We start from the raw sequence: 18,455 nt of genomic DNA, 5'->3' as shown, positions 1-18,455 counted from the left end.
AAACCTCCTTAGTCCGGCGGAACTTCCTCCACCCGCTTTTTGAGAGGTCTCCTTTTCAGGAGATTCAAGCTGTTATCAAGGCCAAGGAAGTTATTTCCACTCGGCGTCTCCCGGTCAACCCGGTTTCCTTTGTATGTGATATGTACTTTTTCCCACGCTTCCAGCGTTGTGATTTTTTGTGCTGCTGCTTGGTCAAGCAGACGCTTGGCATAGACCCAAGGATACTTTGCTTGATGGCGCATCGCTTCTTTCAGCGCGGCCACCACTAAGGCATCCTCTACACCAGCTTCCCGCAGACCCCGGAATTCTGAGGCCATATAAGGCGTGAGCATCTTATCGCATCCAGCCCAGACCCAGTAGGATTCCGGCTTTCCGTCGGGCGGGCCGGTTGATGTCTCCTGCTGTTCGTCCTCCTGAGTATCCGAACAATCAAAACTATCATTTGGTTGTTTTGATTGTTCCTGCTTTCTGGCATTTGAGTTTCCTTTTGGCGCTCCGCCGCTTTTCCCTGCCGCAGCGCGTTTAGCCCTTGTCTCTTCCCACTTCTGGATGTTCTCATCCAATTTTTGCTGAATCCACCGAAAAGCCATATCCGTCGCCGGATTCTCAAATTTTGGCATCCTGCCATTTTCGGTATAGGAAAGAATCGCGTCGAATATCCGCCCTTTTTCTTCAAGCGGTAAGCTCCTCAGCGGTTCTGCCCATTCTGTATAAAGCAGAACGCTCTTTTTATCGTTTTTCACTTGACTGCTCTCCGCTTCGTAAATTCAGAATTTTGCACAGGTGCTTGTCCAGCTTGATTCCATAGATGTGGTACTCAGCGAACAATGCCTTCTCCCGGCGGTGCGCTTCCTCGTGGTGCGCTCGGCAAAGTGCGATTGCGTTCAGGCCAACGTGGACGACCTTTTCTCTGTCCATACCCATGCCGATACGGTCAACGTGATGCACCTCCGCCGGACGGTTGCAAATTGCGCAGCGGCGATTTTCAAGGCACAGGTACAGGTACTTTCCAATGTCGTCCGTCTGCGTCAGCAGACTATCCTTGGTCGGAACGCCCCAGTGGAAACAAAACGAAATCAGGTAAGTAATGAATTCTCGTGCTGTCGTCATGTCGCAGTCTGAGAGGGAGAACCACTCCCGCATAGCGCGGGAGCAGAAATCCCATTCCAAATACTGCCGAAGTTCTTCCGGCTCATGGCCGGACCACAAAGAAATGTCACGGATGATGGCAAAAATCTTTCGGCGCTGGTCAACGGAAATCGTGCGTCCATCATCCAGCCGAACTTCCACCCGCCGGGGGCGTTTCTGCTCCACAAAGCGGCTGATGTCCGTATCGGGCTTCAGGACGAGCTTTCCATCTTCCAGCTTTTCAATTTTCGCCGTTACGACCATCCGTTTTCTCCTTGTCAACATGAACGTGCATAGGAATATACACGCTGTTCGCCTGCATATTTCTCGCCAAGAAATCATTGCACTTTGCTTCCGACAGGTGATTCTTGAGCACCTGCGTCTCATAGGCATACTGTCCAGCAGCCTTTTTCTCTGCGATTTTGGCCTGAATGTCCTCGTCTCGATAATTGGCTTCTATCAAATAGAGGTCATATCCGAGCGCTTGCACACCGTTCAAATTGTTGGTGTCGGTGGCATAGATCACCTTGCCAGATGGAAAATGTACCTTGTACCCGCAGTTCGGCACGTTATGCACCAGCATGAACGGAATCACATTGCATAGGCCGTATCCATACATGGTCCGAGGTTCCAGCACATCAATCTGACGCTCCGGCACCCCTGCAGCTATGAGCGGCGGCGCCAGCCAGCGGCAACACCCGAAGCGGAGTGTCGGCCGCTCACTGGCAAGCCGCTTGATGGTGCGCTTTTGGAAGTGGTCGCTGTGGATATGGGTGAGTAGGACCAACTTCAGCTTCGGCACATACGGCTCCAGCGCCTTATATGGAACGCCGCAGTCTATCAGAACAAACTCTTCCAAAATCGTGGCGTTTCCGTCGCTTCCGGTGCTGATAATGTTGTACTTGACCATCAGAGTGCCGCCAAGTCAACAGCCGCTTTTACTTCATCTGCTTCCGGCTCCGGTAAATCCATAGTCTTGGCCGTCCGCTCGATTTTGGGCGGATTCTGCTCGCCGAGTCCATTCTGTCCGGCATCTGCGAAATCCGGCGTCTCCGGCAGAAGTCCGTCATCCGCACTGTTGGGAACCATCACTCGACCATCTCGTTCATAAGCGGTAGTCATTTCAACAGTCATGATTCCCCATTTGGAAATCAGCTGGCGCAGCATAGTCTTTTTTGCCATACTGTCAAAATCCCGGTACCAAAAGCTGGAATATTTCCACATATCTTCCTGCGGGATTTCACCATTCAGCAGCTTCTTATATGCGGCGGCGCTGAATGCCGGGGAGTACTTGTCCGCATGAGACATCATCTGGTCTGCCGTCCAGTACAGAGTTTTCTCGAAGCCATTGATATACTCAAAGTGGGCAATATAGCCCACAGTCGGCATTGCTGCACGCTTTTCAAAATCTTCGATGAAGTGCATTTCATGGAAACGCTCTTCAAAGGGATCCCAACTGCCCAGTTCCCCGGATTTGATTTCCAGGACATTCAGGCGCTTGTACTGGCCCGTTCTCAGAGCCAACTGGATGTATCCCTTGTAACCCAAAACGAATTGCGCCTTGAGACACGCCGGCTCAATCACATTACCCTGCCGGTCACGTTTTGCTTTGGATTTGAACGGCACCAAGTAGAACTGGCCCAACTGCGGGGAGGGCTGCAAGAGCAGGCTTTCGCCCAAAAGGGCACCCGCCAAAATAGTACCCGCATCGCACTCCTGCAAGGTAGGGTTAACTGCCACAGCAGAAGTGATATTTGCAGCGAATCGTGCCGCGCGTACCGGGTCGCCTAGGGTATTATTTATGAGGTTTTTGTATTTCTCGGTCTGCATTGCCTGAGAGAAGTACAATTTCTGCGGCTGCATAGCTTTAGCCATTATCGCTTACCTCCTCGTTCTCAATGCCGACGGAATCCATATGCTTCTGGATTTCGTCGATTTTTTCATTTACGAAAGACTTCAGCTCCCGGAGCTGGGTCAATGTACCGTGGCACTGGAACGTGCGGCCCATGAAAGCAAATTTGGCCGTCATGATCTGTTCTTTGCTCTCCTGCTGGGTTTCTTCGGTCTCCTGCTCATCCATAACCGGAGGCTCGGTACCCATGACCTGCGGCGCTGCCAGTTCTTCTTCCACCGCATCCAGCACCGCCGACTCTGCTTCCTGCGCGCGAAGCTGGGCTTCAAGGCGTTGTTTCCGTTCAGCTTCCTCGCGGGCCACACGGTCTTTGCGCTGGCTCACGCTGTTAATCGCAACGGCCAGATTGCGGCACTGCTTGTACTCGGCCATAACTTCCGGGGCATTCTCCATGCCATTGATGCAGTTCACATCAGCCACCACGCGGTCAACGTATTCCTTGACCTTGCTCTTCAAGGATTTCAGGCTCGCCGTCACGGTAACAGCAATACCGATGTCCTCATAGCTGACCCACTCGACCCCGTTTGCCTTGACCAGCTCGTCGAAGTAAGCAACCACTTTCTTCTCCTTGTCAGCTTTCAAGCCGGCTTCCACATCCGTGATTTTGCCTTTCAGCGCTTCATCCGCAGGGCCATAGACATCGGTGACGCACTCCTTGTAAACTTTATCGAAGTCCTCAAAAGGCTTCATGATCTGCTTCTTAACGACTGCGCGGCGGTCATCCAAATCCTTGCGGTCACGATTCAGCTTCGCCCGCTGCTCCTTGACGACCTTGAGCGTTTCTTCCGTGCAAACCAGCGCCAGCGCTTCCGCCACAGACGCCTGTGCCTGAGCCTTGATGCTGTGCAGCTGTTCCTTGATGACGGGAAGCTGCTGCACCACAATCAGACTGTCGGCTAACATCGGCTCCTGCGTGGTTACGGCGGCAGTAAGTTCTTTTTCCATGTTGTACCTCCTAATTTTTGCATAGAAAAACGGCAGAAAGGATAGTCCTTTCTCGCCGCTTCGTACCTGTTGAAAAATCCAACCGAATATGCTACAATATGGTTGTGTGTGGTGGAGACCTGTATTTTCCGGCTTGATGTTCCTGCATCAAGCGCTAACGGAATGTGCGGGTCTCTATCCATTTGTAGCGCACCGGCCGTTCTGGTCGGTGCTTTTTTCGTGTGCGGCGAGTATGTCATATACCGTGAGTTGGCCGATGATTTGGCGCTCAGCGGTGCTCTTAGGCTGTGTAGCGTTCTTTCCCTTGCGAGGTCTTGCGGGCGATTTCAGCTTCTTGCCGAACTCCTTGGCGTAACACTTTGCGCCGTACCCCGCTTCGATTGCCGCCGGATCTGTAATGACCCTGTGACACCGAGCGCATCTTACCATGCTTCTTTCCTCCGAAAATCATGAACATCTGGAATGCGTGCGTCAGCCGCACCGCCATGATGATTGCAATGATGACAAGCAGCCATTCGCCGCCGATTGCCCAGTAGCCACGCCAGCGGTAGGCGCTCGGCAACTGCCATATTGCCATCAACCCTCCGGCTACGACCCCGGCCAGCGTGTCCAGCAGTCCTACGAGTACCCAATCCATCACGCTCAGCTTCTTTTCCCTGCGCTTCATTTGAGGTTTGCTCCTTTCATGTAGGTTTTGACCAGCGCCCATTCATGGGCATCCTTTGGCTTCCCCGCCATTGCATCCAGCGCTTCTTCGGTTCCGCACTGGTCACAAATCGTGATGCCCGGAACCTGACGGGAAAGAGCGTTGCTGTGCAAGCGCATCTTCATGGTCAGCTTCCCGCACCGGGGACACGGGAGCACCTGCGCCATCTCAGCTGCGGCATCCTGCACATCGAGGTATGTAGCAAAGACTTCATCCAGCAGCTTCTTCTCCGCGTAATCCTGAATCATTTGCATCACCTTACGAAACATCCCTTTCTTCCTCCAAAAGGCCAACCATTGCGCTCCACACCTTGTCGGTGTAGGCCGTGCTGCGAGTTCCTGCATTCCAAGCCTTTTCTGCCCCGCTCTTCCCAAGGTTGTACGCCATCATAGTTCGATTGATGTCTCCATCGTACAGGGCAAGATAACTTCCGAGCATATAGCACCCAGCCTTGATGTTCTGTCCGGCATCCAGCAGATCCGTGACTCCCAGCTCATCTTTGAGCCATCCGGCATTGATGCTGTTGATCTGCATCAGACCATAATCCCCGGTTGAGCTGGTAGCGCTCACCGTATAGCCGCTCTCGACCTGCATGACGGCGTAGGCCAGCTCCAGCGGAACTTCGTACAAGTCACACATCTCGGCTGTATACTGCTGTAAATCCGCATCCAGCGGCACATGGTATGTAATCGGCTCATAGGGAGCCGGGTCTCGCCGGATGCACTCACCCTGCTCGATGTCAGCTTGCACAGGAATCATCGCTATCGGGAGCTGCGTTTCTTTCGGTTGGAAAGCGAACGCCGCGGCGATGCTTCCGATTACCAGTAGTTGCGCCGCCGCTGTTGCCACCAGCGGGATTATTGCCTTTCGCATCATCCTGAACCTCCGTAATGCCGAACCGCTCGAACACATACCGCCGGGGCACTCTGCCCGGAAACGTAAGCAGACCCTTTGCTTCCAGCTCTTTGTTCATCTGCTGGATAAACTGATAGGCTCTGGATTTGCTGCATCCGACAATTTCCTGCACTTCGCTCACGCCGATAAAGTACGATTCTTTCACGTCCGACGCCCTCCTTTCGAAAAACGCATATTGGCCATCGCCACGAACAGGTTGTTCATTCGATCCATGATCTCATTCCATTCAGCCTGTTCGTCTTCTTCGATTTTCCCGTCTGCAACGATCTCTATCATCGCATCGCGCTTTATAATAAATTTTTGAACCGCCGCCAAAACGCCGATAACAGCTTCCGGCAGATCTTTCAGTTCAATCTCCGGCACCACCCGCTTGCCCAGCTCTGAGGACAGGCGCAAGTGCTGAACCGCAAGATACGGGGCTTGGTACACATCGCACATGGCACTCGCCACATCGCTGGGCACCGGGCGCTGGCTCTGCTCGTAATCCCGCAGGGAATCGACCGACACGCTCAAAAGCTGTGCGGCCTTCTCCTGCGTAAAACCAGCAGATTTCCGCGCGTTTTTGTAGATATTCTGGCAATCAACCGCCATTTCGCACAACTCTCCTTTCTGGTAAACTTATGATGTAAGAAATCACGCCCGCAGGTTCAGGCAGGACTCAATCGCGGACTTGATGTTCGCAGACGGCACCATCGTACCATTGATGACCTGGCTGACGTGTGCGCGGGAGTACCCGATTTCTTTTGCCAACTCGGTGACGCTCATATCGTCGCGCTCAACCATCGCTTTTTTGACTGACACGCACCACTCTGGCAGCGGAACTTTCTTCATGTTTTTTCTCCTTCCCGACAAAGATTTATCTAACAAATGTATTGAACACTTGTTTGATTTTTGATAGACTAAAAGGGCCAGTACCCACCATTCAACGCGTTCCCCCGCCTTTAAGCTGTTAAGCAGAAGCTCTTGGGGAGTAATCGCTTTACCTGCGCACCGCCGATTTGCAGTATCGGCGCTGCGCTTTGCAGCGATGCCTGTCATTAGGAGGAATCAACTTGCATGGTTTGTACTGCGTGGTACGTTGAAGCCCCTTTGCAGAGGGGCTTCGGGGAACGCGCTGAATGGAAAGCGCTGACCCTTTCAATCTGACATTTGTTTTGTACAAGTGTATTATAATCTTTCTTTAGGCGTATTTCAAGATGAAATACGCCCGTGGATAGATTTTGTGAGGATACACAAAATGCCGACCCAAAATTTGTATGATTCTATTGCCCTTGCAGAAAATATCAAAATTCAGGCAAAGGCGCGCAATGTCCAGCTGAAAGATATGTTCGCCGAACTCGACTTGAGCAAGGGGACGCTTTCCAATCTTCGACTTGGTAAAAAAATCTCCGCCGACAGTCTGGCGCGTATTGCCGACTATCTTGACTGCTCTATGGACTTCCTCATGGGGCGCACCGTTGACCCCGCCGTACAGCGGATGAATCTGACAGATGATGAACGCCAAAAGGTTACAGATTATCTCCAATTCATTCTGAGTCAGCGGAAATAGTTCTCAGAGCCGCTCAGATGGCTCTATTTTGCGTTTTTGATTCTTCCGCAAGGAATTTGCCGTTTGATACAAAAAGCGGCTTAAATTGCCTCTTTGAGCGATTGTGTTCATTCGTCGATTACGAAGTGCGCGCCCTCGGTGATAAGCACCGTGCCGTGATGCTCGTCATTGACGATGGTGTTCCGTTTGCCGATGTACTCTGCCGGAAGCTCCCCGCTCTTCACCCGCTCAAGGTTGAACGGCGTCGGCTCCCAGCGGCCCTTGTAGGCCTCCGGGATCTTGCCCCACTCCGCTTTTGTGTAGTGGCGCATCAGGTCTGCCCCCATTCTTCTCCGCTCAGCAGCTTCCAACCGTAAGCATCGCAGAACCACCAGCCGGAGGATTCCCCATCGGCGAGGTAAATGATGTCCGACACGCTCAAGCTGTGGCCCTCGAAGCCTGTGGGCCTGTCTATGTTGAATCTGCGGAACAGGCCATCAAGCGTCTGCTGTGCATCCTTTCGGGTTTCCACATTACCCTCGTACACCAGACGGTAGTTCTCCCGATGGATGCCGCCCAGCGCTGCGGCCTGATCGGACGCCATGAATCGCAGTTTTACCTGCTCCATGGTGTCCTCTTTCAGCTGGTAGATCTCATACTTCATGTGAATCTTCCTTTCCTTGGTTTGCGGTGTTGGTTCCCGCGACCATCTTCGTGATGCCACGAAAATGGTTTCGGCCGATACCGGCGGCCATCATCAGGCGGGGTCTTAGTAGTCTGGTCTTTCATCGCCCAGTGTCTCCCATGTCCCACCGGGGAGAAAGAACTCCGCTGTACGATCTTCAAGCGCAGCCACGAAGTTCTCCCACCTCGGCCAGCGGACTTCATAGCCGTTGACGATCATATACGTGAAGCCCTCGCTGCGGTACTTGCTCTCCAAATGGCTCTCTTCCAGCTGAAAAAGTGGAATGGACTTGTTTGCAATCTTTTTCATCGTTCAGACCTCCAATTTGATTAAACGTCAAAGCTGACCGAATGATATGCGAACCAGTGACCGCGCCGCCGGAACAGATAGAACCAATTCGTGAACTCCTGCCCTGTGCAGTCATAGGGGCTGTTGTAACTCTTCAAATAATGATGGTTAAGAAACCAGTTGGTAGCGTCCATCTCGTGCGCCTCGTCCAGCTTATCGGGCAGCTGAACAAGCTCCAGACGGCCGTCATAGTCGGCACTGATAATGCGCACATTGGAAACGGGGCGGTTGTTGTAGGCCCGGATCTCCTTCTTGATGTTGGCTATAAATGCGGCCATGCCGGACTTCTGTTCGGCGGTGGCGTCGTCCCGGATGAATGCCAGCAGGGTGTAAGCGTCTCTCAGCTTCTCGGCGTCGGTGATCTTAAACATTGTCTTGTCCTCCAATATTGTTTAGAATTCGTTGAAGTCTCCAGCATCGAACAGCAGGCCGCTTCTGAATTTCAGGCTGAGCTTGCTTTCAGGGGGCTTGCGCTTGAAAACAGGCTTTCCGTTCACCAACTCTGCATACACGGAAAAGCTGCAGCGGGTACCTTGGAGAGTGATGTAAACACCGTTCTCATAAGCACGGAGTTCGCCAAGTTCCAGTCCCCAAGAAGTTGTAAACTCAAGGTTTCTGCTCAACGCATTGTGGAGAGACGACTTCTTGTTGTCCGGCATCATCCTGAAGAGTTCCAGCGCTTGCTTCTCGCAGTGCACGTTTTTGATTTCCATGGTTCAGACCTCCTCAACGACCCATCCGGCACAATAGCCGGAATCACGAAGCCTTGCCTTTGCAAGTGCTTCATCGAACGTCCGGGCTCGAACTCGGACAGGTGGCAGGTCGCCGCCCACGATTTCCCATGTAGCCATGGGCGCTACAAACTTCACCATGTGGTCCTCCCTCAGCTCCTGCTATCCCGCCGGATGCTCAAAATCTGGTCGTTGTCTCCGAAGCTCCGTTCCTGCAGGTTCTCGATGTCGTAAATCAGGAACGCAAGAATCAGAGCTTCCCGTGTGCAGCGCTTCCGCTCCCGGAACGTGTACGGCGTCTTGGCTTTTAACAGCCGCTCCGCCACATCGTCCACAATGTCCAGCGTGGTGGTGTAGGTCTGCGGCGCTGCCGGGCCGCGGCCATGCGAGGTGTACTCAACAAGAAGTCTCATAGCGTTGTCCTTTCTATCTAACAGATGTTTGAATCATTTGTTAGATATATTATAATCACTCTATCCGGTGATTTTCAAGACGCAAATCACTTTTTCCGGTGAATTTGTTACTTTGCACAGTTTAAGGAGGTGTTTTTGTGTACGATGCGCAAAAAATTGCAAAACGCATCAAAGAGCGCAGTCGCCAGCAAGGAATAAAGCTCGGTGATCTGCTGTCCGGCTTAGATATGGGCATCAACACGGTGTCTCATATGGCTAAGGGGCAAGAAATCTCATACCTTGCATTTGCCCAGATTGCCGATGCGCTCTCCTGCTCTGTTGACTACCTGCTTGGCCGCACGGACGACCCCGTTCTTCATCAGTTGGATTCGTCGTCGTCGGCTATATAACGCGCGCGCCCGCGCGTGATGAAGACGATAGTCTTCATACATAATCATTAACATTAACATTTACATTAACAGCTTGTTTTGTTTGTTTTGCTTATCAAATCAAGCATTTGGTTGTTTTGCTTGTTTTCGCATGCTTCTCGAAAAAAGCGGGGCCATTAAGCCCCGCCAGAAACCACCTTGGAGATGACCAGCCGCCCTGCGAAGTACTTAAACTTCTCCGGCGAATGGAACAGCTTCTCAAAATATGCTGCATCTTCTTCTCGCAGATCCGTGAAGTCCTCTTCATCGACTCCCACCACGAAGAACGTGCCAACAATGATGTCGTAAGGCTTGCCGTCCCTGTACAGGGCCCGGTTCGGTTTGAGGCCCATGTACTTGCCCTCTTCGTTGCAGACCAAACCCACCGGGCGGTGCGGGTCCGGGTAGACCACCTGAATGTAGCCGCCCACGGCGTCTTGCAGGGTTGCAAGCTCGTTGTGAATATCAATGCGTTCCGGGGCCTTTCCCGGCTCAATCTTCAGCGCTTTCATGGTTCAAATCTCCTTTCCGGCCGACAGCGGCTCACCATTCCATGCAACACAGAACGGGTACGAATCTACCTCTGCGCTGCGGAGCCAGCCGCCCTGCACGGCCATCATCGCTTCTACCCGGTACGATTGCCGAGTGTGACTCCCCTTGATGTTCTTGTACAGCGCCCCGCCGTGAGACTTCTTGAAAGCCTTGGCCTCCTCTTCGGTTCTGAAAAACTTGTTGCAATACATAGTCAAACCTCCTTGTTGTTTAGCTGATATGCTTTGCCGCGATAATTGATGATGTGCCGATGGTCAGGCGTGCGGAACACTTCAATGCGCTTCTTGTCCACATTCTTGATGCCAAGCTTCCGGCGAATGAACCGCACCGCAATTTTGATGGTTTCAGCGTTGGTCATGTCCTCAGCCTTGCGGCTCGGCCTCTGCGCATAGCGGCTCATACGGACTTTGCTGACCGCTTCGGCGTCCGCTTCCGTCCCATAGAACTTGTCGGAATCTCCGTAGCCGCTCACCTCGTAGAACCGCTGGCTGCTGACTTGTTCCAAGCGTCCGTTCCAAATCGTGTTGACGCAATAGGCCACATCTGGCCGAATGCCCTCTTTCTCGGCCACGCGGCCAACGAACAGCTCGACGCCCTGCTTATCCCACTCCTTGGAAAAAGTGCGGGCCACAATGCGGATGATTTCAGTTCCGTTGGTCAAATCGACCTTGGCCAGTTCACCTTGACTCCCATTCATGCTTGCGGTGTTGAAGCGATACCCCTGCTCCAAATACTTGTTCACCTCTGTCGTGAACATCTTGTTGATGTCTGAATACTTCATGGCCATTCCCCTTATCTAACAATCGTATAACCAGCGTACTTGAAGTTGTTCACGAGCTCCGCTGCCTTTGCCAGATGCTCAGCGAGTTCTGCGGCCCGTGCTGCATCCATTGTTGCCCAGTCCATCGAAATGGTGATTTTAACTTTTTCGCCAAACACCAAGCGGATTTCAATGGCTTCATCCAGCTCTGCGACTTGCCCTGTCAGCTCCCGCATTGCTTTGCTGAGCACTTTGTACGTTACCATTTTCATATTTTTTCGACCTCCGTTGTTGCTCATGCAGTCCAACAAATGTTTGACTGTGATTATATAATAATCCAACACCTGTTAGACGACAAGACCGCAAATCCAACAAGTGTTGGATTTCAGCGTATTACACAAGATTTCAGAAAGAAAGCTGGTAAAAAGGATGACGATTACTGTCCAACGCATTGTCGATTTGATGGAACATTACGGTTCATCGGGCGCTTTTATGTCGCGCCTGTGCGGGAAAAGCAGAACCCTTGTTGCGAGCTGGCAAGCGGGAAAATCTGTTCCTACCGCTTCGGACATCGCCACTATTGCCGCCCGCTATGGCGTGTCTGAAGCCTATCTCCGGGGGGAGGTAGATTTCCCGGAGTCGAATCTTTCCGCTTTGCAGAGGCGGCTCATGGACTCCACGCACGATCTGACAGATGATGAAATGCGAAAGGTAATAGAGTACGTCCGCTTCGTCAAATTCCTGCGCGAATAACAAAAAGGACAGGCTCCCAAAGAGGGCCTGTCCGCGCCATCGGTGCTCGTTACTGCTGTTTCAGCGTTTCGATGTACTCAAGCACCCGCTTGACCTGTTCCGGGGTTAAATCCTTGATTTCTTCCCGAAGAACATCATCAAGCACATTTCCATGTCTGGAGCGCTCATCCGATGCAGGCATCTTCTCACTCCTTCCCGGCGCAAGCACGCCATTGGAAAGAGTAAGACAGCTTACAAGCAGATTCCAGCCATCTACCGAAATCCGTGAATAAATAACAGAAAGGGTTGTGAGGTTATGGGATTCAGATACAGAAAAAGTATTCGTCTTGGCGGCGGCTTCCGCATCAATATTTCAGGAAGCGGAATTGGGTATTCGTGGGGCGTTCCCGGATACCGAATCACCAAAACGGCCAACGGAAAAATCAGACAAACAGCGTCCATCCCCGGAACCGGATTGAGTTACTCGACAGAGGAATCCCTGCATAAATCTGCACGACGAAACACAGCAAAAGAATCCCCTTATATTGATACCGAAGTTATTCAGTCTGTTGACCGTGAGAACTATAAAGATTCTGATTTCAAGGCCCTTATGAAGAAGATTCGTCGAACACGTTTTCTCAATAAAGCCTCTCTCATAATTGGCTCCATTGGTTTACTCGCCTTTATTGTTCTTCACACTCCCCAACGGCTCTTCCTTACCATTTTTTCTTTTGCCGTATTTTTCTATGTTCATTACGTCGCACCTGTAAAGTTGGAATATGATTTCACCGACGAACAGCGCGCGGCCTATGAAGAATGGTACACTGCATGGCGAAAATTATTTGCTTGCGATACCGTTTACTATGTGCCTGAAACATATACCAATAGTAACGCAAGAGAGCATGGCGGCGCAGAGAAAACCATTTCTGAGGAAAAGGTACTCGGAATGCCTAATCTTCCCTACTATCTTCGGACAAATGTTCCCGTATTCTCCGTGGCATTAAATCAGCGAGAATCGTTCTATATTTTTCCTGACAAGATATTCTATATTCACAACAAAAATATTAGTGCCTACGATATTGCTGAAGTGTCATTTGAAGTTGATTCTACTAACTATGTCACCGATGAAGCGCATCTGCCTGCGGATAGTAAAGTAGTCGGCAACACATGGCTTAATGTAAATTCTGATGGCTCTCCAGACAGGCGCTATAAACACAATATGCCTTGTCTTATTTGTGAATTTGGAAAGTTGCGAATTAGTTCCGATACCGGGTTGGATGTTCTTTTCTTGCTCAGCAATGCAGACAATGTTGAGCAATTCAAATCTATTCTCCCCCAATAAAAAAAGACCCCGGCCATTATAAAAATGGTCGGGGATTTCTAAACACGTCAGGAGGTATATTCTAATGCCCTGCTATAAGGACGAAAAAACAGGCACATGGTACTGCCAGTTTCGCTACGCTGATTTCACCGGGAAACGAAAGCAGAAGCGTAAGCGCGGCTTCAAAACCAAACGTGAAGCGCAAGAGTGGGAGCGAGAATTCCATTTGCAAAAAGCCAAGAGCTGTGACATGACTCTTGCCAGCTTTGTGGAGCTGTACTTCAATGACCGGGAGCACCATGTCCGCGACACCACAATGGACACCAAGCGAAATGTTTTTGACACCAAAATCGTTCCGCTTCTCGGAAACCGGAAAATGAATGAGATCACCGCTCTTGATATTCGAGATTGGCAACAGCGAGTAAAAGAGATGGGCGAAGCCACTGGCCTCCCATATTCGGAAACATATCTCTACACCATCCACGCACAGTTGACCGCCCTCTTTAATTATGCCCAGACATTCTACGGCCTGCGTTTCAATCCGTGCGATGCTGCTGGCTACATGGGTTCCTCTGTCGCCGGAGAAATGCTTATCATAACGAAAGACCAGTACGAGCTTTTGCGGAAAGAATTCCGCAACGAGGCCTATCTTCTGGCATTTGATATTCTGTTCTGGACGGGATGCCGCGAGGGCGAGATGCTGGCGCTGTTGCCCAAAGACCTGACCGATGATGACCAGTTGCGCATCTACAAGACCTACCACAGAAAAAAGGGGCAGGACATCTTCGGCCCCACTAAGAACAGCAAGAAAGGCGGAAACCGCAATGTGCCTATTCCGCATTGGTTGGCCGAAGAGTTCCGCACCTACTGTTCCCGGCTCTACGGGCTGACCCCGGACGACCGCGTATTCTACATGACGTGCACAGCGCTCAACAAGGAACTGACCCGCTGCACCCAGCTAACCTATCTGCCAGACATTCGCGTCCATGATCTTCGGCACAGCCACGTTTCTCTCTGTATCGAACTTGGGTACTCTATTGTTCTGGTGGCCAAGCGAATCGGCGATACTGTTCCCGTCGTCATGCGGACCTATGCCCATTTGTACCCTAACAAGCAGCAGGAGCTTGTGTCGAAGCTGGAGGCCATCGGCTCCCCCACTTCTAACAACGATGACTCTGATTTGATGTCACTCGGCTAGGCCGAAAACAGGTGATGTCACGGCCCGTTTTGTGATGTCACGATGTCAAAAAAGCCCCGGAAAGTTTCGATTTCTCGTTACTTTCCGGGGCTTTCAAATTATTCTTCGATAATAAACCGTACTACCATTTCCCGGCGCGTCCAGCAGGTGCTTTTTGCCGCAGGTGATGTCAAAGTGATGTCATTCTTCCGAAATTCATCATTTTTCAGTCGTAGACACGTTTTATTTTCTCGTATTCCATTATTCGAGCTCAATCGTTGCAGGCGGCTTACCGGTGCAATCGTAGAACACGCGATTGACGTGCTTGACTTCGTTGACGATGCGGCTGGTGACAGTGCCCAGAACATCCCACGGCATATCGTAGCTTTCTGCAGTCATGAAGTCGGTGGTGGTCACAGCACGCAGCGCAACGGCGTAATCGTAGGTACGCTCGTCGCCCATAACGCCAACGCTGTGCATATTAGTCAAAGCTGCGTAATACTGGCTGATCTCCTTATCCAGACCGGCCTTGGCGATCTCCTCGCGCCAGATGGCGTCAGCGTCCTGTACGATAGTGACCTTCTCGGGGGTCACCTCGCCGATGATACGGATGCCCAGACCGGGGCCGGGGAACGGCTGACGGCTGACCAGATACTCGGGCAGACCCAGCTCGCGGCCGGCTTGACGGACTTCGTCCTTAAACAGGTTGCGCAGAGGCTCTACCAGCTCCTTGAAGTCCACGGTATCAGGCAGACCGCCCACATTGTGGTGGCTCTTGATCACGGTGGACTCGCCGCCCAGACCGCTCTCCACCACGTCGGGGTAGATGGTGCCCTGTGCAAGGAAGTCTACCTTGCCGATCTTCTTGGCTTCTTCCTCGAACACGCGGATGAACTCTTCGCCGATGATCTTGCGCTTGCGTTCCGGCTCGGTGACGCCCTTCAGCTTGCTGAAGTAGCGGTCGCGGGCATCCACACAGATGAAGTTGATGTCGAAGCCGTTGGCGTTGCCCGGGCCAAAGACAGAGCAAACCTCTTCCTTTTCGTTCTTGCGCAGCAGGCCGTGATCCACGAACACACAGGTCAGCTGCTTGCCGATGGCCTTAGCCAGCATAGCGGCCAGCACGGAGGAATCCACGCCGCCGGACAGAGCGCACAGCACCTTGCCCTCGCCGATGCGCTCCCGCAGCGCCTTGATGTTGTTCTCTACAAAGGAATCCATCTTCCAGTCGCCGGAGCAGCCGCAGACGTTGTACACAAAGTTGCGCAGCATCTTCTTGCCCTCGGCGGTGTGCAGCACCTCCGGGTGGAACTGTACGGCGTACAGACCCTTTTCGGCATTTTCAACGGCTGCCACAGGGCAGTTTGCGGTGTGGGCAGTGATCTGGAAGCCGGGAGCCGCCTGCTCGATGTAGTCATTGTGGCTCATCCAGCAGATGGTAGAAGGCTGCACATCGGTGAACAGCTTGCTCTCGGTGTTCACAAACACCTCGGTCTTGCCGTACTCACGCTCGGGAGCGCGGCAGACATGACCGCCCAGCAGGTGCATCATCAGCTGGCTGCCGTAGCAGATGCCCAGCACAGGCACGCCCCAGCTGAAGATCTCGGGGTCGATGGTGGGAGAATCCTCCAGATAAACGCTGTTGGGGCCGCCGGTGAAGATAATGCCCTTGGGATTCTTGGCCTTGATGACCGAAAGATCGGTTTTATAGGAATAGATCTCGCAGTAGACATTATTTTCTCGGACGCGGCGGGCAATCAGCTGATTGTACTGTCCGCCAAAGTCCAGCACGATGACAGTTTCATGCTGCATGATGTTTTCCTCCATTTTTAAGTGTGTTTTACAGATAATTTTAGTATAGCACATCTCACAACAAAAAGCGACAGTTTTTGTGAAGTTTTCTGTCATTTCATTCTGCGAATCGGATGTCGCAGCACGGTCTTCAGCTTCTCCGGCGCGGTGCGGCGCGGGTCTCCCAGATAGATCTCGTGATGGAAGCGCGTGTCTGAAAAATCCGGGCAATATCCCTGCTCCGCTGCAAACGCATCCAGCTGCCGCAGGGTCTCCGGTTCGGTGTCATAGGAGCCGATGTGCATACATTGTACGCACAAGCCTTCATCGTAGGTGAAAAATTCCACCTTAGAAAAGTTCTTTTTCTTTTTGGCCGTAGCTTCCTGCACTGCCCAGTCAAATTCGGCACGAGTGACAAATTCCGGCAGACGAATCATGGAGGTCCAGATAAAGGTCTCCTTGTTGGAAAAATCCACGCCCTCTGCACCGGGCTGATGCCACAGTCCCTCCAGCGGCGGAACGACATATTCAAAATAGCCGTCCATTTTATGGCTGCCCTTATAGCTCATTTTGATAGTAAATGCAATGCCGTATAGCAACTCCAGCGCTGCCTTGTATTCCCCTGCCGGGTCGTTGGGGTCACCTTTGCCCTGCACCGCCACAAAATTCATCGCAGGGACGGTGAGAATCTGCGGTTTCTTCGGCGGGAGATAGAACTCTTTATATTCTTTCTTGTAGTCAAATGGCATCCTTCTTTTCTCCTTCCAGCAGCGCGCGCTGTTTCTTTTTGCTAAAGCCGCCCAGCACCAGCCGATAAGATTTTTCCAGCATCTCCCGCAGCAGTGCATCCGGCACGTTTCCATCTGCTTTTACGGAGTTCCAATGCACCTTATTCATATAGTAGCCCGGAATGATATCCTCATACTGTCGGCGCAGAAAATCGCCCTCGGCGGGGTCCAGCTTGCAGGTGATATACACCGGCTTTCCCGTGGCATCATCCAGACAGACGGCTGCAAACATTTTGCCGCCGATGTGATACCTTATCCAGTTCCACTCTGCCTGTAAGTCTTTGGTAACGCCAGGCTTTTGCAGAAGTTCCGTGTCGATCCAGCTGTATTTCATGGCAGCACCTCCGTTTTTCTCAGTATAACTGAATCGGAGGCGTTTGTAAACAAAAAGTTGTTGGTTTTTACTTATAATACGTCATCTCTGAAAAAATCGGCAGCAAAAAAGCCATCCGCTCAGAAACCCTGAGAGGATGGCTCTTGCCTTTGATGTTATTGATCAGATGGAAATAGTGTTGCACACGTCCACCAGCACGGGGTCAAGGCTCTTGGTCATTTCCAAAGCCTCGTCCACGGGGTAGTCCACCAACTTCTCGCCCTTCATGCCGACGATGCGGTTATACTTGCCCTGCTCCAGCAGGCAAACTGCCTGATAGCCCATGGCAGAAGCATTCACGCGGTCGCGCAGGGTGGGAGAACCACCGCGCTGCACATGACCCAGAATGGTTGCGCGGGAATCGATACCGGTGCGTGCCTGGATCTCGTTGGCGATTTCCTGTGCATGACCCACGCCCTCGGCCACGATGATGATAAAGTGACGCTTGCCGGTCTTTTGGGTCTCGGCGATCTTATCCAGAATGTCGCGCTGCATATCGAATTCCTTCTCGGGCAGCAGCACAGCCATAGCGCCGGAGGCGATAGCAACGTTTAGCGCAATATAACCGGCGTTGCGGCCCATGACCTCGACCACACTGCAGCGGTCGTGGCTCTGGGTGGTGTCGCGCAGTTTATCGATCATTTCCAGCGCGGTGTTCATGGCGGTATCGTAGCCGATGGTGTAATCGGTGCAGCCGATATCGTTATCAATGGTGCCGGGCAGGCCGATCATGGGGATGCCGCGGTGTGCCAGTGCACGGGCACCGCGGTAGGAGCCGTCGCCGCCGATAACGACCAGCGCATCAATGCCCAGCTCGCGGCACTTTTCAGCGCCCTTATCCTGACCTTCCTTGGTCTTGAACTCCAGGCAGCGTGCCGTATACAGAATAGTGCCGCCAGCAGAGATGATGTTAGAAACGCTGCGCAGGTTCATTTCAAAGCACTCGCCGTTCAGCAGGCCGTTATAGCCGCGCTGAATGCCGATCATACGGAAGCCCTTATGCAGGCCGGTGCGTACCACAGCGCGCACAGCAGCGTTCATGCCGGGAGCATCACCACCGCTTGTAAGCACGCCAATCGTTTTGATTTGCTTTTCCATACGAGAGATTCCCTCCAATTTACAGTTCAGTTCTTCATTTACCCTTTTGCCTGTAACCTTTTCTTCCCGAAACAGGCTTGTTGCTTTGCAACAGCTTTGATTCGCCTTTATTGATTATAGCACACCATCCAGACAAATTTCAATA

31 protein-coding genes are annotated in these 18,455 nt (G+C 52.1%); 5 read left to right on the top strand and 26 right to left on the bottom strand.

Going from position 1 to position 18,455, the window contains the following annotated elements; translation table 11 throughout:
* Positions 1-8 precede the first annotated feature (8 nt).
* The 11 genes from MTP36_RS07975 to MTP36_RS07925 all read right to left on the bottom strand — a co-directional run bounded on the left by MTP36_RS07975 (position 9) and on the right by MTP36_RS07925 (position 6,644).
* Entirely contained in the window at positions 9-743 is a 735-nt protein-coding gene (locus MTP36_RS07975; RefSeq protein ID WP_249247197.1) for a DUF6291 domain-containing protein, read from the bottom strand.
* Entirely contained in the window at positions 730-1,392 is a 663-nt protein-coding gene (locus MTP36_RS07970) for a putative HNHc nuclease (RefSeq protein WP_249247195.1), read from the bottom strand. Before MTP36_RS07970 ends, MTP36_RS07975 begins: the two co-directional genes overlap by 14 nt.
* The gene (locus MTP36_RS07965) at positions 1,370-2,038 is read right to left on the bottom strand and encodes an MBL fold metallo-hydrolase (protein WP_249247193.1); all 669 of its coding nucleotides are present in this window, start codon (positions 2,036-2,038) and stop codon (positions 1,370-1,372) included. Before MTP36_RS07965 ends, MTP36_RS07970 begins: the two co-directional genes overlap by 23 nt.
* Positions 2,038-3,003 (bottom strand): recombinase RecT, encoded by a 966-nt coding sequence (locus tag MTP36_RS07960; RefSeq protein WP_249247191.1) that lies wholly within the window; start codon positions 3,001-3,003, stop codon positions 2,038-2,040. The genes MTP36_RS07965 and MTP36_RS07960 overlap by 1 nt, the downstream gene beginning before the upstream one ends.
* Positions 2,996-3,985: a DUF1351 domain-containing protein gene (locus MTP36_RS07955; RefSeq protein ID WP_249247188.1), complete on the bottom strand. Its 990-nt coding sequence runs from the start codon at positions 3,983-3,985 to the stop codon at positions 2,996-2,998. Before MTP36_RS07955 ends, MTP36_RS07960 begins: the two co-directional genes overlap by 8 nt.
* Positions 3,986-4,159: 174 nt before the next feature.
* The gene (locus MTP36_RS16065; RefSeq protein ID WP_442900173.1) at positions 4,160-4,414 is read right to left on the bottom strand and encodes a DUF6011 domain-containing protein; all 255 of its coding nucleotides are present in this window, start codon (positions 4,412-4,414) and stop codon (positions 4,160-4,162) included.
* Positions 4,415-4,648: 234 nt separating this feature from the next.
* Positions 4,649-4,939, bottom strand: a complete 291-nt coding sequence (locus tag MTP36_RS07945; protein WP_249247186.1) for a hypothetical protein — start codon at positions 4,937-4,939, stop codon at positions 4,649-4,651.
* A gap of 10 nt (positions 4,940-4,949) precedes the next feature.
* Positions 4,950-5,450 carry a transglycosylase SLT domain-containing protein gene (locus MTP36_RS07940; RefSeq protein WP_249247185.1) on the bottom strand — a complete coding sequence of 167 codons (501 nt, stop codon included), beginning with the start codon at positions 5,448-5,450 and terminating at the stop codon, positions 4,950-4,952.
* The gene (locus MTP36_RS16000) at positions 5,431-5,751 is read right to left on the bottom strand and encodes a hypothetical protein (protein WP_187115844.1); all 321 of its coding nucleotides are present in this window, start codon (positions 5,749-5,751) and stop codon (positions 5,431-5,433) included. The genes MTP36_RS07940 and MTP36_RS16000 overlap by 20 nt, the downstream gene beginning before the upstream one ends.
* Positions 5,748-6,197: a helix-turn-helix domain-containing protein gene (locus MTP36_RS07930; protein WP_249247182.1), complete on the bottom strand. Its 450-nt coding sequence runs from the start codon at positions 6,195-6,197 to the stop codon at positions 5,748-5,750. Before MTP36_RS07930 ends, MTP36_RS16000 begins: the two co-directional genes overlap by 4 nt.
* A gap of 42 nt (positions 6,198-6,239) precedes the next feature.
* Complete coding sequence (locus tag MTP36_RS07925) at positions 6,240-6,644, bottom strand: helix-turn-helix domain-containing protein (RefSeq protein ID WP_147576303.1); 405 nt, start codon at positions 6,642-6,644, stop codon at positions 6,240-6,242.
* A 199-nt stretch (positions 6,645-6,843) separates the two neighbouring features.
* Here MTP36_RS07925 and MTP36_RS07920 point away from each other — a divergent pair, with 199 nt between their 5' ends.
* Positions 6,844-7,155, top strand: coding sequence for a helix-turn-helix domain-containing protein (locus MTP36_RS07920; protein WP_055188428.1), 312 nt, complete (start codon positions 6,844-6,846; stop codon positions 7,153-7,155).
* Between the two features lie 107 nt (positions 7,156-7,262).
* Here the strand turns inward: MTP36_RS07920 and MTP36_RS07915 are convergent, their stop codons facing one another.
* The 6 genes from MTP36_RS07915 to MTP36_RS07890 all read right to left on the bottom strand — a co-directional run bounded on the left by MTP36_RS07915 (position 7,263) and on the right by MTP36_RS07890 (position 9,311).
* The gene (locus MTP36_RS07915; protein ID WP_249247181.1) at positions 7,263-7,466 is read right to left on the bottom strand and encodes a hypothetical protein; all 204 of its coding nucleotides are present in this window, start codon (positions 7,464-7,466) and stop codon (positions 7,263-7,265) included.
* Entirely contained in the window at positions 7,466-7,798 is a 333-nt protein-coding gene (locus tag MTP36_RS07910) for a YodL domain-containing protein (RefSeq protein WP_215665330.1), read from the bottom strand. The genes MTP36_RS07915 and MTP36_RS07910 overlap by 1 nt, the downstream gene beginning before the upstream one ends.
* A 105-nt stretch (positions 7,799-7,903) precedes the next feature.
* The gene (locus MTP36_RS07905) at positions 7,904-8,128 is read right to left on the bottom strand and encodes a hypothetical protein (protein WP_112089992.1); all 225 of its coding nucleotides are present in this window, start codon (positions 8,126-8,128) and stop codon (positions 7,904-7,906) included.
* 20 nt (positions 8,129-8,148) lie between these two features.
* On the bottom strand, positions 8,149-8,538 hold the full coding sequence (locus MTP36_RS07900; protein ID WP_249247180.1) for a hypothetical protein: 390 nt from the start codon (positions 8,536-8,538) through the stop codon (positions 8,149-8,151).
* Positions 8,539-8,559: 21 nt separating this feature from the next.
* Positions 8,560-8,880 carry a hypothetical protein gene (locus MTP36_RS07895; RefSeq protein ID WP_249247178.1) on the bottom strand — a complete coding sequence of 107 codons (321 nt, stop codon included), beginning with the start codon at positions 8,878-8,880 and terminating at the stop codon, positions 8,560-8,562.
* A gap of 170 nt (positions 8,881-9,050) precedes the next feature.
* Positions 9,051-9,311 carry a hypothetical protein gene (locus MTP36_RS07890; protein ID WP_249247176.1) on the bottom strand — a complete coding sequence of 87 codons (261 nt, stop codon included), beginning with the start codon at positions 9,309-9,311 and terminating at the stop codon, positions 9,051-9,053.
* A gap of 137 nt (positions 9,312-9,448) precedes the next feature.
* On the opposite strand from MTP36_RS07890, the gene MTP36_RS07885 reads away from it, so the two are divergent.
* Positions 9,449-9,700 (top strand): helix-turn-helix domain-containing protein, encoded by a 252-nt coding sequence (locus tag MTP36_RS07885; RefSeq protein ID WP_249247175.1) that lies wholly within the window; start codon positions 9,449-9,451, stop codon positions 9,698-9,700.
* A 155-nt stretch (positions 9,701-9,855) separates the two neighbouring features.
* Here MTP36_RS07885 and MTP36_RS07880 read toward each other — a convergent pair whose 3' ends face one another.
* From MTP36_RS07880 to MTP36_RS07865, 4 genes are read right to left on the bottom strand one after another with little or no spacing between them, the layout of a single operon-like run.
* Positions 9,856-10,230: a DUF3846 domain-containing protein gene (locus tag MTP36_RS07880; RefSeq protein ID WP_249247173.1), complete on the bottom strand. Its 375-nt coding sequence runs from the start codon at positions 10,228-10,230 to the stop codon at positions 9,856-9,858.
* A 3-nt stretch (positions 10,231-10,233) separates the two neighbouring features.
* Complete coding sequence (locus tag MTP36_RS07875) at positions 10,234-10,461, bottom strand: hypothetical protein (protein ID WP_249247171.1); 228 nt, start codon at positions 10,459-10,461, stop codon at positions 10,234-10,236.
* A gap of 2 nt (positions 10,462-10,463) precedes the next feature.
* The gene (locus MTP36_RS07870) at positions 10,464-11,051 is read right to left on the bottom strand and encodes a hypothetical protein (protein ID WP_249254383.1); all 588 of its coding nucleotides are present in this window, start codon (positions 11,049-11,051) and stop codon (positions 10,464-10,466) included.
* 11 nt (positions 11,052-11,062) lie between these two features.
* Entirely contained in the window at positions 11,063-11,302 is a 240-nt protein-coding gene (locus MTP36_RS07865; protein WP_055188450.1) for a hypothetical protein, read from the bottom strand.
* Between the two features lie 157 nt (positions 11,303-11,459).
* Here MTP36_RS07865 and MTP36_RS07860 point away from each other — a divergent pair, with 157 nt between their 5' ends.
* Positions 11,460-11,783, top strand: coding sequence for a helix-turn-helix domain-containing protein (locus MTP36_RS07860; RefSeq protein WP_022257390.1), 324 nt, complete (start codon positions 11,460-11,462; stop codon positions 11,781-11,783).
* Positions 11,784-11,832: 49 nt separating this feature from the next.
* Here the strand turns inward: MTP36_RS07860 and MTP36_RS15960 are convergent, their stop codons facing one another.
* A complete protein-coding gene (locus tag MTP36_RS15960) occupies positions 11,833-11,964 on the bottom strand; it encodes a hypothetical protein (RefSeq protein WP_256466539.1) in 132 nt (43 codons plus the stop codon).
* 114 nt (positions 11,965-12,078) lie between these two features.
* Between MTP36_RS15960 and MTP36_RS07855 the strand changes: the two genes are divergently transcribed.
* Positions 12,079-13,104 (top strand): DUF4236 domain-containing protein, encoded by a 1,026-nt coding sequence (locus MTP36_RS07855; protein ID WP_158401665.1) that lies wholly within the window; start codon positions 12,079-12,081, stop codon positions 13,102-13,104.
* Between the two features lie 64 nt (positions 13,105-13,168).
* Positions 13,169-14,281, top strand: coding sequence for a site-specific integrase (locus tag MTP36_RS07850; RefSeq protein WP_158401664.1), 1,113 nt, complete (start codon positions 13,169-13,171; stop codon positions 14,279-14,281).
* Between the two features lie 240 nt (positions 14,282-14,521).
* Here MTP36_RS07850 and guaA read toward each other — a convergent pair whose 3' ends face one another.
* The 4 genes from guaA to pfkA all read right to left on the bottom strand — a co-directional run bounded on the left by guaA (position 14,522) and on the right by pfkA (position 18,310).
* A complete protein-coding gene (guaA, locus tag MTP36_RS07845) occupies positions 14,522-16,072 on the bottom strand; it encodes a glutamine-hydrolyzing GMP synthase (RefSeq protein WP_117553698.1) in 1,551 nt (516 codons plus the stop codon).
* 92 nt (positions 16,073-16,164) lie between these two features.
* Positions 16,165-16,800: a GyrI-like domain-containing protein gene (locus tag MTP36_RS07840; protein WP_097780366.1), complete on the bottom strand. Its 636-nt coding sequence runs from the start codon at positions 16,798-16,800 to the stop codon at positions 16,165-16,167.
* Positions 16,790-17,173, bottom strand: a complete 384-nt coding sequence (locus tag MTP36_RS07835) for an MmcQ/YjbR family DNA-binding protein (RefSeq protein ID WP_097780367.1) — start codon at positions 17,171-17,173, stop codon at positions 16,790-16,792. Before MTP36_RS07835 ends, MTP36_RS07840 begins: the two co-directional genes overlap by 11 nt.
* A 162-nt stretch (positions 17,174-17,335) precedes the next feature.
* Entirely contained in the window at positions 17,336-18,310 is a 975-nt protein-coding gene (pfkA, locus tag MTP36_RS07830) for a 6-phosphofructokinase (protein WP_005925738.1), read from the bottom strand.
* Positions 18,311-18,455: the final 145 nt, after the last annotated feature.

The sequence above is a fragment of the Faecalibacterium sp. I4-1-79 genome (assembly GCF_023347235.1).
Lineage (GTDB): Bacteria > Bacillota > Clostridia > Oscillospirales > Ruminococcaceae > Faecalibacterium > Faecalibacterium tardum.
The sequence above is the reverse complement of the archived record's forward strand: the minus strand, read 5'-3'. Positions and strand labels throughout refer to the sequence as shown.